General features: G+C 56.6%; 15 protein-coding genes. All 15 read right to left on the reverse strand.

Annotated features, from left to right (window positions below):
* Position 1: 1 nt before the first annotated feature.
* The 15 genes from rsgA to dapF all read right to left on the reverse strand — a co-directional run bounded on the left by rsgA (position 2) and on the right by dapF (position 17,072).
* A complete protein-coding gene (gene rsgA, locus AC27KL_RS16460) occupies positions 2–916 on the reverse strand; it encodes a ribosome small subunit-dependent GTPase A (protein WP_339324185.1) in 915 nt (304 codons plus the stop codon).
* Between the two features lie 48 nt (positions 917–964).
* Positions 965–3,133, reverse strand: coding sequence for a Stk1 family PASTA domain-containing Ser/Thr kinase (gene pknB, locus AC27KL_RS16465; RefSeq protein WP_487170404.1), 2,169 nt, complete (start codon positions 3,131–3,133; stop codon positions 965–967).
* Positions 3,130–3,909: a Stp1/IreP family PP2C-type Ser/Thr phosphatase gene (locus AC27KL_RS16470; RefSeq protein WP_487170405.1), complete on the reverse strand. Its 780-nt coding sequence runs from the start codon at positions 3,907–3,909 to the stop codon at positions 3,130–3,132. Before AC27KL_RS16470 ends, pknB begins: the two co-directional genes overlap by 4 nt.
* 7 nt (positions 3,910–3,916) lie before the next feature.
* Positions 3,917–4,957 carry a dual-specificity RNA methyltransferase RlmN gene (gene rlmN / locus AC27KL_RS16475; protein ID WP_036707690.1) on the reverse strand — a complete coding sequence of 347 codons (1,041 nt, stop codon included), beginning with the start codon at positions 4,955–4,957 and terminating at the stop codon, positions 3,917–3,919.
* Between the two features lie 156 nt (positions 4,958–5,113).
* On the reverse strand, positions 5,114–6,487 hold the full coding sequence (gene rsmB, locus AC27KL_RS16480; RefSeq protein ID WP_487170406.1) for a 16S rRNA (cytosine(967)-C(5))-methyltransferase RsmB: 1,374 nt from the start codon (positions 6,485–6,487) through the stop codon (positions 5,114–5,116).
* Entirely contained in the window at positions 6,484–7,416 is a 933-nt protein-coding gene (gene fmt, locus AC27KL_RS16485) for a methionyl-tRNA formyltransferase (protein WP_487170407.1), read from the reverse strand. The genes rsmB and fmt overlap by 4 nt, the downstream gene beginning before the upstream one ends.
* Positions 7,417–7,422: 6 nt before the next feature.
* Entirely contained in the window at positions 7,423–7,905 is a 483-nt protein-coding gene (gene def, locus AC27KL_RS16490; RefSeq protein WP_339324180.1) for a peptide deformylase, read from the reverse strand.
* An 84-nt stretch (positions 7,906–7,989) separates the two neighbouring features.
* Positions 7,990–10,533, reverse strand: a complete 2,544-nt coding sequence (gene priA / locus AC27KL_RS16495; protein WP_339324179.1) for a primosomal protein N' — start codon at positions 10,531–10,533, stop codon at positions 7,990–7,992.
* Positions 10,530–11,753, reverse strand: coding sequence for a bifunctional phosphopantothenoylcysteine decarboxylase/phosphopantothenate--cysteine ligase CoaBC (coaBC, locus tag AC27KL_RS16500; protein WP_487170408.1), 1,224 nt, complete (start codon positions 11,751–11,753; stop codon positions 10,530–10,532). Before coaBC ends, priA begins: the two co-directional genes overlap by 4 nt.
* A gap of 274 nt (positions 11,754–12,027) precedes the next feature.
* A complete protein-coding gene (gene rpoZ, locus AC27KL_RS16505; protein ID WP_036707689.1) occupies positions 12,028–12,255 on the reverse strand; it encodes a DNA-directed RNA polymerase subunit omega in 228 nt (75 codons plus the stop codon).
* Positions 12,256–12,308: 53 nt separating this feature from the next.
* Positions 12,309–12,881, reverse strand: a complete 573-nt coding sequence (gene gmk, locus AC27KL_RS16510) for a guanylate kinase (protein WP_036707686.1) — start codon at positions 12,879–12,881, stop codon at positions 12,309–12,311.
* Between the two features lie 16 nt (positions 12,882–12,897).
* Complete coding sequence (gene remA / locus AC27KL_RS16515; RefSeq protein WP_036707683.1) at positions 12,898–13,158, reverse strand: extracellular matrix/biofilm regulator RemA; 261 nt, start codon at positions 13,156–13,158, stop codon at positions 12,898–12,900.
* 58 nt (positions 13,159–13,216) lie between these two features.
* A complete protein-coding gene (locus tag AC27KL_RS16520; RefSeq protein WP_036707681.1) occupies positions 13,217–14,113 on the reverse strand; it encodes a YicC/YloC family endoribonuclease in 897 nt (298 codons plus the stop codon).
* A 38-nt stretch (positions 14,114–14,151) separates the two neighbouring features.
* Entirely contained in the window at positions 14,152–16,023 is a 1,872-nt protein-coding gene (locus AC27KL_RS16525) for a bifunctional homocysteine S-methyltransferase/methylenetetrahydrofolate reductase (protein ID WP_487170409.1), read from the reverse strand.
* A gap of 212 nt (positions 16,024–16,235) precedes the next feature.
* Positions 16,236–17,072, reverse strand: coding sequence for a diaminopimelate epimerase (gene dapF, locus AC27KL_RS16530; protein WP_487170410.1), 837 nt, complete (start codon positions 17,070–17,072; stop codon positions 16,236–16,238).
* Between the last annotated feature and the right edge of the window lie 41 nt (positions 17,073–17,113).

A 17,113-nucleotide genomic window follows, 5' to 3' on the forward strand; every position in this document is an offset into this window, starting at 1 on the left:
GTTAATACCTCCGCTTTTTATCTTTCATTTCCGTTAAAAACTGCACATAATGCTCATAGCGGCTCGCTGCGACGTTTCCATTTTCCACGGCCTCCCGAACTTTGCAGCCCGGCTCATGGGTATGGCTGCAGCCGCGGAATTTGCATCCCTCGGCCAAAGAGGCAAACTCCCTAAAACAGGTCGAGAGCTCCTCAACGCCAAGCTCCAAAAAGTCCAGCTGGCTAAAGCCCGGCGTATCCGCCACAAAGCCGCCGCCTGGAAGCTCGATCAGCTCCACATGGCGGGTCGTATGTTTCCCCCGTCCAAGCTTCATGCTGATTGCGCTCGTTTCCAGCTCGAGTCCGGGGACGAGCCGGTTCAGCAAAGACGATTTGCCTACTCCCGACTGCCCCGAAAACACGCTGATTTGCCCCTTCAATCGTTCCGTCAGCAGTTCCGTTCCCAGCCCTAAGCGTGAGCTCGATACGATGACTTGATATCCGATATTTTCGTACAGCGATTGGACCAAAGCGACCGGGTCCTCCCCTTTCGCTTCGGCCAGAAGATCCTGTTTGGTCAAGCAGATGACCGTATCAAGACCAGCGTGCTCGATATGAACCAGAAACTTGTCCAGCAGCTGGAGGTTCAAATCCGGCTCGCGCACCGAAAATACCAGAACAGCCAAATCCACGTTGGCGACCGGGGGACGGATCAGCTCGGAGCGGCGCGGCAAAATTTCATCCACCATGCCTTCTCCGTTTTCCGTATGGGAATACCGGATATGGTCCCCTACCAGCGGGGTCACGCCCTTTTTCTTAAAAATGCCGCGCGCCCTGCATTGGATCGCATCCCCGCCTCCCGAAGCCGCCATTCCGTTTTCGAGTGGTTTGACATAATAATATCCGCTTAACGCCTTCACGATAACTCCTTCAGGCATACATGAAAGGCCTCACTTTCTCCGTAAGGACCGCCGCTGAGGGCGGCCTTAATGGTTTTGTTGATAAATTACGTTTTCGTTTTTCTTTTTATTGCCCTTGCCCGGGTTGCCGTGCTTCCAGCCCGGAGGCGTCATCCCGGTCGTTTCGTCCCCGCCTTTGTTTTCATCCGCGGGATTCTCCGGAATGTCCTGTTCATCCCCGGTATTGTTCGGAAGGACGATATCGATATCAGGAACCGTACCGTTCTTCACATCCGTGTAGTACACGGTATAGGTGTCGAAAAGCTGGCCGTTGCGGACGACCCTGACGGTGGCGTCTTTGGACGGCCCGACCACCACCTCGACCGGGAATACCTGCATCGAGTTGATGTTTTTGGTTCCCCATTCTTTCGTTTCCCCGTTGGTGGAAGCATCCGCGTATTCGATGCGGACCTTGGTGTTTTTGCCTTCCTCCTCAGGGAGGACAGGGACGTTATAGGTGTATTTGATCGCGTCGGCCGGATACCCCGAGCTTACGGTAATCTGAATTTTCTCATCCGGATCGGCCAGCTGGCCCGGATCGTACGGCCATTGGGCAATGACCGTGCCTTTCGGTACCGTGTAGCTTGCTTCCTGCTGGATGTTCGGGTCCAGCTTGAGCCCCGCCGATTCCAGCATCTTCGCCGCTTTGTCCTGCTTTTTGCCGATCAGGTCCGGCATCGGCACCTGCTTCGGTCCTTTGCTGACCGTCAGGGTAACATGATCTTTGTCGGGATCAACCTCGGCGTTGGCGCCCGGCGCCTGGGAAATGACGGTGCCAGCCGGCTTATCGCTGTTTTCCTCTTTGGTGTCGATATTATCCTCTTTGAACCCTTGATCGAACAGTTTCTTTAACGCATCATCAACCGGTAACGTCTTGAGGTCAGGCATCCTTTTCAAAGGCTTGGCGCTTCCGACCGAAATTTGAACGAGCGACCCTTTTTTGACCTCTGTCCCCTCTCTTCGGCTCTGATTATATACGATGCCTTCATCCACTCCCGGCTTATATGCGCGAATGACGTTCGGATCGACTTCGATTCCCTGTTGATTGAGCTTTATGCGGGCATCTTCTTCCTTCAGGCCAATGACTTTCGGCACGGTCACATTCGGTACGACCAATTTATGATTCACGTAAAACACGACGGCCGCCATGGCAATCAGAAGCAACAGCGTCAAACTGATCCAAAGAATCGGCTTTTTTGATTTTTTTCGTTTGCCGGCCGGGGCGGAGGGCTCATGGCGCTCCTCCCGGTCTTCGGAAGGAACCTGCCTCGACCTCACCGGGGTCGGACCGATATGCTGCGGTTTGATCGCCGGAATGACGCGGGTACGATCCTCGTCGTCCACGTCCGAAAAGTCGAGCTTTTCCTCGTTCCTGCGCTCCGGGGAGAGGCAGGTATCCAGGTCATGCAGCATTTCCTTGGCGCTCTGGTACCGCTCCTGCGGATTTTTGCGCATCGATTTGAGAATGATGTTTTCGACGCTTTGCGGAATGAGGGGATTCACTTCGCGCGGCTCCTCGAACTCCTCCTGCAAATGTTTAAGCGCCACGCTGATCGGGCTTTCTCCCAGAAACGGAAGCCGAGCCGTCAGCATTTGATAAAGTACGATGCCTAAAGAGTATAAATCCGATTTCTCTCCCGTCGTCACGCCTTTGGCATGCTCCGGAGAGAAATAATGCACGGAACCGACGACCGAACCGGTTTGGGTAATCGTCGTCGACGTGACCGCTCGGGCGATCCCGAAATCCGTTACTTTGACCCTGCCGTTCCGGCCGATCAAGATGTTATGCGGTTTGATGTCCCGGTGAATGATTTGGTTCTGGTGGGCATGATCCAGCGCATCGCAAATTTGGGACGCAATCCGGACGGCCTCTTCCACCTGCAAAGGCGCGCGTTCCTTGATGATTTCGTTGAGATTATGGCCTTCGACGTATTCCATGACAATGTAATGGATTTCGTTTTCCTGCCCCACGTCGTAAATGCTGACCACGTTAGGATGGGACAAGGAAGCGGCCGACTGCGCCTCGCGGCGGAACCGGCGGATAAACTCCTCATCGTGCACAAACTGCTGGCGCAACACTTTGACGGCAACGTTGCGGCCCAATAGCAAATCATGGGCTTTGTAGACCAGGGCCATCCCGCCGCCGCCGATACGTTCAATAATTTCATAACGGCCGCCCAATTCGTGTCCGATCATGAATCCCACTCCTTTATGCTTTGCCCGGAGACTTCATCTTGTTGAAGTTCAAACAGGGCGACGGTAATGTTGTCATCGCCTCCGGCGAGAAGTGCCAGCTGCAGGAGACGGTCCGCCCGTTCTTCCAGCGAAACGTTCTGCATGCCTGAAATTTGGGCGATATGTTCGCCGCTTACCAGGCTGCTGAGCCCGTCGCTGCACAGAAGGAGCACTTCTCCGGCAGACAGCGTGACAGGATACAGATCGACGGACACCTCGGGATCGGTGCCCAAAGCGCGCATTATGACGTTGCGGCGCGGATGGGTTTTCATTTCCTCAAGGCTGATCTGGCCGCTTTTATACAGTTCATTGACAAGCGTATGGTCTTCCGTAATCTGAATGGCTTCGCCATTTACAATTTTGTAGGCTCTGCTGTCGCCGATATGCCCGATGACGCCGGAACGCTCCCGGAGCAGCAGCACCTCGACGGTCGTGCCCATATTGTGATATTTTTCATTTTTGGATGCTTCATTGTAAATGACGTCGTTGGCATGCAGGATCGCGTCGCTGACGGCCGCGCTCAAACCTTCTTCAGACATCCCTTTTTCCAGCGTCGACAAATCCTCCGCGATCGTGTCGACGGCAAGGCGGCTTGCCGTGTCTCCGGCCTGATGCCCGCCCATCCCGTCGGCGACGATGCCGATCGTATACCCTTGCGAAAGGTGGCCAATCCAGACCGAGTCCTCGTTTACTGATCGGACGCGGCCTATGTTACTGGCATGAACTGTTTTAATCAAGTTTCACTCACCTCAACTCCATATGCTTCGCACGCAGTTGTCCGCATGCAGCCGCGATATCGTGGCCTTGCTCCCGTCTGATCGTTACATTGACCCCGTTTTCCGCGAGTACTCTTTGAAACTTGAAAATGTCGTTGCGCGAGGTACGGACGTACTTGCGTTCAGGCACGTGGTTGACCGGAATCAGGTTCACGTGGCACAGCATGTCCTTCAGCACGCTCGCCAGCTCGGCCGCATGCTCCGGCTGGTCGTTGACTCCGCCGATCAGGGCGTATTCGAACGTGATGCGGCGGCCGGTCTTCGCGAGGTAATACCGCAGCGCCTCCATGACGTCCTCGAAAGGATACCGGCGGTTGACCGGCATCAGCTTGGAGCGCAGCATGTCGTTCGGGGCATGGATGGAAATGGCCAGATTGATCTGGGTATCCTCATTCGCGAACTTGTAAATGTTCGGCACGATGCCGCTCGTCGACACCGTGATATGGCGCTGGCCGATGTTCAGCCCTTTTTCGTGGATCATGATCCGAAGGAACTTCATCGTGGCCTCGTAGTTTTCGAACGGTTCCCCGGAGCCCATAATGACGATGCTGCTGACGCGTTCGCCTTTTTCGTCCAGTATTTTTTGGGCCTGAACCACCTGGGCGACGATTTCGCCGGCCGTCAGGTTCCGCTTGAGACCGCCCAAGGTCGAAGCGCAAAACGTGCAGCCGATGCGGCAGCCGACCTGGGTCGTCACGCAAATGCTGTTGCCGTAGTTATGCTTCATGATGACCGTCTCGATCGCATGGTCGTCGTGAAGGCCGAACAGGAACTTGACCGTTCCGTCCTTGGACTCCAGCTTGGTAATTTCCTTGAGCGTCACGAATTCGAACTGATCCTCCAGCTTCGCGCGAAGCTCCTTGGACAAATTGGTCATTTCCTGAAAGTTATTCACCCTTTTCACGTAAAGCCAATCAAAAATCTGGCCGGCGCGAAACGCGGGTTCGCCGTTTTCCTTGGCCCATTCCTGGAGGTCGTCCAGGTTCAAATCGTATATAAAAGGCTTCATTTCACCACACCTGTCTTTATCATTCATATGCATATTGTTTCTCATTCTTCCTATTTTAACACAAATAAAAGTAGCGGTAAAAGAGAAACCCGCCAAGCTTAGGCCGAGCGGGATCAATAGGCTGTACCATCTCTTTATACCTTGCGATTTTACGGTTTAAAAGAATCTCCGGATTCTGGCGATATAAAAACCGTCGCTGCCGTAATCCTGAGGCATGATCTGCACGCCCGCCCCTTCGGCGTCCGAATGCAGCTTGCCCCAAGTCCCGCCGGAATCCTCCGGCAGCCCGAACCCCGGATGGGTGTCCAAAAAATGGCGGACCACTTGTTCGTTCTCTTCCCGTCCGATCGTGCAGGTGCTGTATACCATGATGCCTCCGACACGCAGCAGGGAGGAAACCGAATCTAGCAGCTTCCGCTGCAGGGCGGCGATTTCGCCGATGTCGTCCGGGGTTTTGGTCCACTTCAAATCGGGCTTGCGCCGGATGACGCCAAGTCCCGAGCAAGGGGCATCAAGCAAAATCCGGTCGAAGGAATCCGCGGGATAACGGCTGGCCAGCTCGAGCGCATCGCCCGTCACCGCCTGGATGCTTCCTAAACCGAGCCTTTCCGCCTGGGCTTCGATCAGCTTCCGCTTATGCTCATGCAGCTCGTTGGCCACGATTTCGCCCCGGTCCTTCATCAGCTCGGCCATATGGGCCGTTTTTCCGCCCGGAGCGGCGCAGCAATCGAGCACCCGCATCCCCGGTTCGGGAGCGACGGCGCCGGCGACCAGCATCGAGCTTTCGTCCTGGATCGAAATTTGGCCGTCCCGGTACCAGTCCGTCAGGGCCATGTTGCCGCCGCCGTAGACCAAGATGCCCTCCGGGGAAAGGGCCGATGGAGCGGCTTTTACGCCCGCTTGTTCCAGCTCGGCCAGCATGCCTTCGCGGCTGATCATGGTCGTGTTCACCCGCACGCTTACCGCGGGCGGTTCGTTGTTCGCGCGGCATATGGCTTCGGCGGCGCTTTCCCCGTATTCTTCGATCCAACGTTCCACCAGCCACAGCGGATGGGAATGCTCAAGCGCAATGCGCTCCGCCGGCGGCAGGCCGCTCGGCAGGACCAGCTCGTCTTTGCTGCGCAGGACGCTGCGGAGCACCCCGTTCACCATGCCGGATATTCCTTGATGTCCCCGGCGCTTGGCCAAATTGACCGCCTCGTTTACCGCGGCGTGGGGAGGAATGCGGTCCAGGTACATCAGCTGGTACAAGCTCAGCCGGAGCAAATTCCGGACCCACGGCTGCAGCTTCTGGATGCCTTTCGTGACGAACCGTTCCAAAAAATAGTCCAGTGTATTCAGACGGGAAATCGTCCCGTAGACCAGCTCCGTCGCCAGCCCTGCATCCTCGCGCGGTAAAGAAGCCCGCTGCAGGGCCGAATTCAGCTGCAAATTGCTGTACGCTTTGTTTTCTTCGACCCGCGTCAGCACATCGAGGGCAACCTCCCGCGCCGAAGCGGCGGGCTTGCCCTGACGTTTTCCTGCACTCACGTCAACACCGTCCCCGGCGCCATCGTTTTGCCGCGCGCGAATTCTGCCGCATTCATCTGCTTTTTGCCGCTTGGCTGCACCCGGGTCAGCCACAGGGAGCCGTCTCCGGTTTTAACCTCGATCCCCTGCTCGGCAAGCTGCAGCACCGTTCCCGGAGCGGCGTCCTTCGACGCCTTGTCGGCCTTCCGGGAAGCCCACACCTTAAACACCTCGCCGTTCCACAAGGCAAAGCCGCCGGAAAAAGGCACCAGCCCGCGGATTTGGTTGTATATATCGCGCGTGGAGGCGCTCCAATCGATTTTTTCGTCTTCGCGCTTCAAATTCGGCGCGTACGTCGCGAGACTCTCGTCCTGCTTTTCAGCTTCGACGCGGCCGTTTGCCAGGCGCGGCATTTGTTCTTTGAGCAGCTCCGCGCCCGCAAGGCTGAGCTTCTCGAACAACGTGCCGGACGTGTCCTCCTCGTCGATCGCCACTTTGACCTGGGCAATCATGTCCCCGGTATCGAGGCCTTCGGCCATATACATCAGCGTGATTCCCGTTTCCGTTTCGCCGTTGATGATGCAGCGCTGGATCGGAGCCCCTCCCCGGTATTTGGGAAGAAGCGATCCGTGCACGTTCACGCAGCCGTTCGCCGGAAGATCCAGCACGCTTTTCGGGAGGATTTGTCCGTACGCGGCCGTAACGATCAAATCCGGCTTGTAGGCCGCAAGCTCCGCGACCGCTTCGGGGCTGCGCATGCGCTGGGGCTGCAGCACGGGAATGCCGTGTTCCAAAGCGACTTCCTTGACCGGCGTAGGCGTCAGCACTTTTTTGCGCCCCTGGGGCCGATCCGGCTGGGTGACCACGGCCACGACGTTGTATCCCTCGCTAAGCAGCATTCGCAGGCTGGGAACGGCAAAAGCCGGCGTCCCCATGAATACGATATTCATGAAGCATTACTCCCTTCCGGAACGTTCAGGCACGTATTCGTACACTTTTTCAGCGATGTCCGTAAACAAAACGCCATCCAGATGGTCGATCTCATGCTGGAAGCAGCGGGATAAAAGCCCCGTGCCCGTAATCGTGATCTCGTTGCCGTTTTCGTCCAGCCCTTTGACCGTTACCTTCTCGGCGCGGCGAACGTCGCCGTTGTAGCCCGGAATGCTCAGGCAGCCCTCCGGTCCGAATTGCTCGCCTTCCTTCTCGACGATGACCGGATTGACCATCTTGATCAAACCGTGTTCGTCGCCCACGTCCACGACGATCAGGCGTTTCAGAATGCCCACCTGCGGCGCCGCAAGGCCTACGCCTTCCGCGTCGTACATCGTATCGGCCATATCGTTTAATAGTTTTTTTACGTTCGGGGTGATCTCTTTTACTTCTTTTGCCGTTTTATGGAGTACGGCATCGGGTTCTTTTACGATAATGCGGATTGCCATGATGACACCTTCCTTATGCTTATTCATGTACGGATCTTGTAATCCTAATGGTTTTCATTTCGCTTTCAACGCATGCCGCGCCGATTACATCAGCATTTGCGGGTCTACGTCAATGCTGATCTGCAGCTGCTGGTTATGCGCCGTCTCTTCCAGCTGCTCGGCCGATTCGCGGACGAGGCCGACGGCATCGATATTCCCACGCCATTTTACCATACATTGAAACCTGTATCTATTTTTTATCCTCGGAATGGGGGAAGCCACCGGTCCCAGCACGTCAAACGCGTCGGCGGTCAGCCGGTCCAAGCTGCCGAACCAGCCGCGCTGCCTTGCTTTTCCCTGGAGCACGGATACCATGTTTTCCGCCATGCGCACCAAAAGCGGCAGCTGCTCATGCGTCAGCGTGATCAGGATCAGCCGGCAATACGGCGGATAATGCAGGTTGCGGCGGTGCTTCAGCTCATCCCTGACGAAAGCCAGATAATCATGGCCGCTGGCATGGATGATCGAATAATGGTCCGGCGTGTAGGACTGGATCAGCACCTCCCCTTTCAGCTGATGCCTTCCCGCCCTTCCCGCGACTTGCGTCAGCAGCTGGAACGTTTTTTCCCCCGCCCGAAAATCGGGAAGGTTGAGCGCCGAATCCGCGGTAATGACGCCAACGAGCGTCACATCCGGAAAATCCAGCCCTTTCGCGACCATTTGGGTGCCGAGCAGGACGTCCGCTTTTTTGTCGCGGAACTGCTTCAGCAGCTTTTCGTGCGATCCTTTTTCCGTCGTCGTGTCGACGTCCATCCGGATGACCCGGATGCCAGGGAACAGTTTGGCCAGTTCCTCTTCGACCCGCTGCGTGCCGGTCCCGAAATAACGGATGTGTTCGCTTCCGCATTCCGGGCAGACGGACGGCGCGGGCTCCGCGTAACCGCAGTAATGGCAGCGGAGATTATTCGATTTTTGATGGTAGGTAAGGGATATGTCGCATTCGGGACAACCCGCCACGTAACCGCAGCTGCGGCACATGACGAAGGTCGAATAGCCGCGCCGGTTGAGGAGCAGCACAATCTGCTCCCCGCGCTGGAGCCGGGTTTCGATCGCCTGATGCAGGGAGCGGCTGAACATGGAGCGGTTGCCCTCCTTCAACTCTTCCCGCATGTCGACGATTTGCACCGCCGGCAGTTCGTTGCCGAGCGCCCGCCGCTTCATTTCCAGCAGCATGGGCGCAAACTCGTCGTTCGCCTGGGACCGGGCGGCATGATAACTTTCGAGCGATGGCGTCGCCGATCCCAACACGACGGCGGCCCCATATTGCCGGGCCCTTTTGACCGCGACGTCCCGCGCGTGGTATTTGGGGCTTTCCTCCTGCTTGTAAGACGTCTCATGCTCTTCGTCCATAATGATCAGGCCGATCCGGTCGAACGGCGCAAAAATGGCGGAACGCGCCCCGATCGCTACCTTGACTTTGCCCTCACGTATTTTCCGCCACTCGTCGTAACGCTCGCCGCCGGAGAGGCGGCTGTGCATGACGGCGACCTGGTCGCCGAAGCGCCCCTTGAACCGTTCCACCATTTGGGGCGTCAACGAAATTTCGGGGACAAGGACGATGGCCTGCCGGTCCTGTTCGATGCAGTGCTGGATCGTCTGCAAATAAATTTCGGTTTTGCCGCTGCCGGTGACGCCGTGCAAAAGGAAAACCCCATGGCGTCGTGCATCCAGCGAGTCGACGATCCGGTCATACGCGTGCTGCTGCTCGTCGTTCAGGCGAAGCGGTTCCGTCGGCTTGAAGCGGCGTCCGCGATACGGGTCGCGGAACACCTCCATCTCCTCGATCGCAACGAAACCCTTGTCCGCAAGCCCCTTGACGGTGGCCGCCGAGACCTGAAGCGCCTTAAGCACCTCTTTAAGCGGAAGGGGGAGCAGTTCCTTCATCTCGAGAATAAACTGCAGCACTTCCCGCTGCCGCTGCGCCTTGGCCGGAAATTGCGGGAGCGCCGCCAACGCCTCGTCCGGATCGACGGCGAGGTCAACCGCTTTGAGCATTTTCTTTTGCAGCTTGTCCTTGATGCTCTGATTCTCCTGCAAAATTCCTTTTCGCAGCAGCGATTTGATCGTTTCGGCGCTACCCGGGAATATGCGGCTGAGCTGCTGGGCCGGCACCTCTCCCTTTTGCGCGACGTAGGCCATGATCGTTTTTGCTTCTTCCGTCGGTTCGGCGACGACACGCACCAGCGAATACTCGTCCTCTTCCTCCGGCTGCCCTTCCGGATCCCCAAGCGAGATGTACCGCTCCGCCTTGCCCTTCAGCGCCGTCGGCACCATGACCTGAAGCGCGGTAATGAAACGGCAGGCGTATTTTTGGCTCATCCATTCCGCAAGCTTGACGAGTTCGGGAGACAACGGAGGCACGACGTCCAGAACCTCCTGGATGTTTTTCAGGCGCATTCCGCCGGGCGAAGGCCGATCCTGCAGATCGACCACGAACCCCTGAACCGTCCTGTGGCCGAACGGAACCCCGACCCGGCTCCCGATCTCAAGCCACGACCGCATCGATTCCGGAATCAAATAGTCGAACGGACGGTCCGTATCCTTCACCGGCACATCGACGATGACTTTTGCCACTTGCGGAAGCATCATCGGTTCCCCGCTTCACTCATCCGCTCGGCCGCAATCGCGAGCAGCCTCCGCGCCACTTCGTTTTTGGTCATGACGGGCATCTTTTCGACCAACCCGTCCGCGTCAAACACCTGCACGATGTTGGTATCCGAACGGAAGCCCGCCCCTTCCGCCGTCACGTCATTGGCGACGATCAGGTCGCAATGTTTCCGGCGCAGCTTATCCTTGGCATACGCTTCGACGTCATGGGTTTCCGCGGCAAACCCGATCAAAAACTGATGGGTTTTGCTTTTGCCGAGCGTTTCCAGAATGTCTACCGTTTTAACGAGCTCCAGCGTCATCGTGTCGCCTTTTTTCTTGATTTTGCTGCTCGCCGCTACCGCCGGACGATAGTCCGCCACCGCGGCGGCTTTGATGACGAGGTCGCTATCCGGAAAATGCTTCAGCACGGCCTGGTACATCTCTTCCGCAGACTGGACGTGTTCGGCATCGATCCCCGCCGGAGGCGCCACGTCGGTCCGCCCGTAGATCAAACGCACGTCGGCTCCCATCGCGCGCGCGGCCTCGGCGATCGCAAATCCCATTTTTCCCGAGGAATCGTTGGTGATATAACGGACGGGGTCAATGCGTTCGATCGTCCCCCCTGAAGTCACGACGACCTTTTTTCCCTGCAAAAGACCGGGCCCGGCCTGCTCCTTGTCCGCAAAATATTTCTCCACTACGGCCACGATGCTTTCCGGCTCTTCCATCCGCCCTTTGCCGACGTAACCGCAGGCAAGCAGCCCTTCCCCGGGTTCGATCATCATGACGCCCCGCCGCTCCAACGTTTTCATGTTTTCCTGAACGGCAGGATGCCCGTACATATGTACATTCATTGCCGGAGCAAGCATGACCGGCGCAGTCGTCGCGAGAAGTGTCGTCGACAGCATGTCGTCCGCCAGACCGTGGGCCATCTTGCCGATCATGTTGGCCGTTGCCGGTGCGATCAGCACCAGATCGGCCGCATCCGCCAAACGGATGTGCGATACGACCGCCGGATCCCTTTCGTCGAACGTATCGCTGAACACCGCGTTTTTGGACAAGCTTTGCAGCGTCAGCTCCGTGATGAATTGCTTGGCCGAGGATGTCATGATGACATGCACGTCCGCTCCTTTTTGGACCAGCTTGCTGCACAGGCTTGCCGCCTTATAAGCCGCAATCCCGCCGGTAACGCCCAGCACGATCGTTTTTCCGTTTAACATGTTAACCGCCTTCTTTCGCTTCGGAATAGAGAAAAAACATCCCCACAAAGCGGAGACTGTATGCCAATCTTGTTCCTATCCTTTGCGGGGTTCCAATTGCAGTTGTATGAAGACCGCTCATGAGGGTTCTTAAAAAAAATACAACCTTGCGGTTGTATTCGTTCCCGTGTCTATGGACGCGAAGGTCAGGAGAACATGCCGTCTCCCCCTTCGGTTATAGATTGAATTGAAGCAACCGCTGAAGGCCGACTTCGTTCCATGCGTCCCTTGGGCCTTAAGGTTTTTTGATTTCGTCCTTTTCGGCTTCGGGCTCAGGCACGATCTTGATCAGGTCGTTGTAGATTTCCTCAAGCGCCACGCCCACGAACTTATGGGAGCGCGGGTTTTTCAGTTCGGTTTTTTCTCCCTCGCGCAGCTGTCTGGCGCGTCTCGATGCAGCGACCACCAGCGAATACTTGCTGTCGACCTTGTTCATCATTTCATCAATCGAAGGATACAACACGTTACTGCCACCTCTTTTTGTCCAAAGTAAAATATGTTGCAAGCCGTTAGTCCCTACCGCTTCACCTTACAATGTTCGGCTACGATAATGGATTCTATTCGCTTGCACGCGGAATCGATCTCGTCATTGACGACGGCATAGTCATAATGCTCCATCAGGCCGATTTCGTCAACCGCCACCGACATCCGATGGTCGATCGTCGCCTGGTTTTCCGTGCCGCGGCCCACGATGCGGTCTTTCAACTCGTCCAGGGACGGCGGCAGCAGGAAAATAAAGACGCCTTGGGGGAATTTCTCTTTCACCTGCAGCGCGCCCTGCACCTCGATCTCCAAAATAATGTCCTTGCCGCTCTCGAGCGTTTTTTCCACGAAATCGCGCGGAGTGCCGTAATAGTTCCCTACGTATTCAGCATATTCCAGCAGCTCGTTGTTTTGCATCATATTCATAAACTGCTCGCGGGTTTTGAAAAAATAATTCACTCCGTCTTCCTCGCCGAGCCGCGGGCTCCGGGTCGTGGCCGAAACGGAGTACACAAGTTCCGGAAGTTTGCCTCTCAAGGCGGTACAGACGGTTCCTTTTCCAACTCCGGATGGTCCGGACAATACAAACAATAATCCTTTTGACATAATACTCCCCAACTCGTTATTCGTCATGATCGTCGTCTTTGCTGGACAGACGGTGAGCCACCGTTTCGGGCTGTACGGCGGACAGGATGACATGATCGCTGTCCGTAATGATTACGGCACGGGTCCGGCGTCCGTATGTCGCGTCGATCAACATATGACGGTCTCTCGCTTCCTGAATGATTCGTTTAATGGGTGCTGATTCAGGGCTTACAATGGAAATGATTCGGTTAGCCGATACAATATTCCCGAAGCCGATGTTAATGAGTTTGATTGCCATAATCAGGTTCTTCCCCCTATACATTTGACTCTTGTCTGTTTTATGTCGAAAGCGCCTTTTATTCTATATTGGCCAATTGTTCGCGAATTTTTTCCAGCTCCGCCTTCATTTCGACAACACGGTTTACCAGAGTCAGATGATTGGCCTTCGATCCAATCGTATTGACTTCCCTGTTCATTTCCTGAATCAGAAAATCCAGTTTTCTTCCGACCGGTTCATCCGCACGAAGCAAACCCTTGCATTGCTCAAAATGGCTCTGCAGACGTATCAATTCCTCGTCTATATTGGAACGGTCTGCGAAAATTGCAATTTCCATGCCAAATTTATGTTCATCAAAGGCAAACGAACCGTCATTAAGATCAGACAGCCTTTGTTTGAGCTTATTGCGGTAATCCTCGACTACTGTAGGCGCCAGCTGCAGCATTTCGGCGTGCAGGGCCTGAAGCTTGCTTAAGCGCTGCTCCACGTCCGCCGCCAAATGTTTGCCTTCCATGCTTCGCATCGCCGCAAGTCCTTCCAAAGCGGCCCGCAGTCCCTTTTCGAGAACCGGCCCCCACTCGTCCACGTCGGGTTCTCCCGGCGAGGCTCCGTGCTCGGGCGATATCCAAACATCGGGCAGAGACAACAAATCCTTCACAGTCAGTTCGCCGTCGAGGCCGTAACGCTGTGAAAGATCCTGCGCCGCCTTCAAGTACATCTTCACGGCATGTTCGTTAAGCAAGGCATGCGGAGCATGATCGTCGCCCTCTTCCTTCGTGACGAACACATCGACGCGCCCGCGCTTGACGTATTGCTGCACCGTTCTCCGCAAAGCGTCCTCGAAGCAAGTCCACTCACGCGGCAGACGAAGCACGACTTCGCAGTAGCGGTGATTGACGGACTTCACTTCAAATACCACTTTATGCCCTCCATGCTGAAGGGCAGATCGACCGTATCCGGTCATGCTAAAAGACATCGGCACCACATCCATTACACTATTGTAATTGATTACGATCAACGAAACAAGGGGGACAATTGGCGGCCGGATCTTGCCCATACGTGCTCGATCAGCTGGGCGCTCATTTCATACAACATGAACGGAGTCATCAAATAGATTCCGTTGAAATGATCCATCGCGACGTCGAGAAGCTCCTTCGCGATTTGAACGCCCATCGCCCTGCCTTCTTCCCCTTCAAGTCCGGCCATCCGGCTGCGGACATCGTCCGAAAGCTGAATGCCGGGCACTTCGTTGTGCAAATATTCCGCGTTTCTTCCGCTCGCCAGCGGCATGATTCCCATAAAGATCGGCGTATCCAGATGTTTCGTCGCTTCGCCTACCGCCCGGATCAGCTCTGGATCGTACACCGGCTGGGTCATGATATAGTCCGCGCCTGCGGCGATTTTCCGTTCGAGCCGGGCCACCGCTTTGTCCAGATGCTTGCCGTGCGGATTAAACGCGGCGCCTACGACGAACTTCGCTTTTTGCTTCAGCGGTTTGCCGGAAAAGGCGATGCCTTCGTTCAACTGCTTGATCATCCGGATGATTTCGAACGACGTTAAGTCGTATACCGAACTGGAGCCGGGCAAATCCCCGAAGCGGGCAGGGTCTCCGGTCACGGCCAGGACATGGTCGATGCCAAGGGCGTCGAACCCCATCATGTGCGACTGGGTTCCGATCAGGTTGCGGTCGCGGCAAGCGATGTGGACAAGCGGGCGCAGCCCGGTTTCAACCTGAACGAGATGGCCGAGCGCCATGTTGCTCATGCGCGTCACGGCAAGCGAATTATCCGCGAGCGTAAGCGCATCGGCTCCGGCCTCTTTCAGCCGGTGCGCGCCTTTCATGAATTTCGAAATGTCCAGATCGCGCGGCGGATCAAGCTCGACGATGACCGTGTGGCGCTGCTTGGCCAATTCGACCAGGTTCGGTTCGCGGCTGCCCGAAGGAGCTTCCGGTTCCGGTTCGCGAACGGTCAGCGGGGCCTCCGGCTCGGGAATAGGCTCGTACACGGCCGGCTGCGGCACGTATTCCGCGAGCGCCTTGGCGATCGCTTCGATATGGGCCGGCGTCGTGCCGCAGCATCCGCCGATGATGCGGGCGCCCAAATCGGCAAACTGGACGGCCATCTGGCCGAAATATTCCGGTCCCGCCCCGTAGCGGTATTCCCCGTCCACGTAATCGGCGACGCCCGCATTCGGGTAAACCGACACCGGCGCCGGGAGCCGGCCGTCAAGCGCCTTGATCGCGCTCAGAATCCCGTTCGGCCCGGTGCGGCAGTTAAAGCCGATGATGTCGGCGCCTTCCGACTGCACGATCCGGAAAGCGTCGGGCATCGAGTATCCGTCCAAGGTTCTGGCGACGTCCTCGACCGCAAACTGGCAAATGACGGGAACGTCGGTTAAACGGCGCGTGATGGATAAGGCAAGCACCAATTCCTCCACGTCGTAGAACGTTTCGAGCATGACGCCGTCCACGCCTTCGGCGAGGAGCGCCTGCAGCTGCTGCTCGAAATACTTTTTGAGTTCGCCGCTTGAAATATTCGTCCGCTTGCCGCCGCGGATGGATCCGACGGCCCCGACGACGTAGCCGCCCGGGCCGGCCGCTTCGCGCGCAATCCTCACGCCCGCCCGGTTGATTTCGCTGACCTTCGATTCCAGGCCGTATTTGGACAGTTTATCGTAATTGGCCGAAAACGTATTGGACTCCAACACCTGCGCGCCCGCCTGAGCGTAGCGCCGGTGAACGTCCCGGATCACCTCCGGAGAGGTTAAGTTCAGCTCCTCGTATGAAATCCCCACAGGAAAACCCATTTGATATAGAAACGTGCCCATCGCCCCATCCCCGACAAGCACCTTATCGTCCAATGCCACTCGCAAATCCGGCTTCATCAACTATTCCCCCAACCCGTATTTTTCATCTAATGTATCACAAATGCCTTCAAATTCCCACTGGTTCGCAGGGAATTCAAAAAAAGAGGACGGCGCTTGAAGCCGGGACGCAAGCCGCTTTCGCATCCGATCGATGCGCCCTCAAAAGAAAAAAGCTTGCCGGCGGCTCCCATCCCGGGGCTCCGGCAAGCTTTCGGCTATCGTTTTCGGCATCAGGCCGAGACTTCGCCCGTAAATACGAACGCGGCAGGACCCGTCATATAGATCCGGTTGTCCTCCTCATTCCACTTGATGAAGAGGCTTCCGCCTTTCAACCGCACTTCCGCCTCGCGGTCCGTCTTCCCGTTCAGCACCGAAGAAACGAGCGTCGCGCAAGCTCCCGTGCCGCAGGCAAGGGTAGGACCCGCTCCCCGCTCCCAAACGCGCATGTCGATCGTTTTCCGATCCACTACGGTCGCAAATTCGACGTTCACTTTTTTCGGGAAATACGGATGGACTTCCAGCTTCGGCCCCCAGGCATGGAGATCGAAACGGACCGCATCCTCGACGTAAATCACGCAGTGCGGATTGCCCATCGACACGGCCGTAAACCGGAAGGTCTCACCGTCCGCCTCCAGCGGCACGTCCACCACCGGCGTCGAGTCGATCGTGGTCGGGATCTGCAGCCCGGCCAGCACCGGCTCGCCCATGTCCACGGTTACCGTGGCGGCCTTGTCGTTCTCCGCCTGGATGACGACCTTTTGCACGCCCGCCCCGAGCGTTTCGATCGTAATTTCTTCCCTTTGGACGTACCCGTGGTCGTACACGTATTTGGCCACGCAGCGGATCGCGTTGCCGCATTGCTCCGCCTCGCTTCCGTCCGAATTGATGATTCTCATCCGGTAATCGGCGCGCTCGGACGGCAGGATGTAGACGAGCCCGTCGGCTCCGATCCCGAAATAGCGGTCGCACCACTTGACGGCAAGCTCCGCCGCATTGCCCGGAAGAGCCTGCTCGCCGTATATCACAATAAAGTCATTGCCAAGACCATGCATTTTCGTAAATTCCATCGGATGGTGCCACTCCTTAAGTTTTGCTTGTTTACTGCTCC

The organism is Paenibacillus sp. YAE3, from assembly GCF_057546105.1.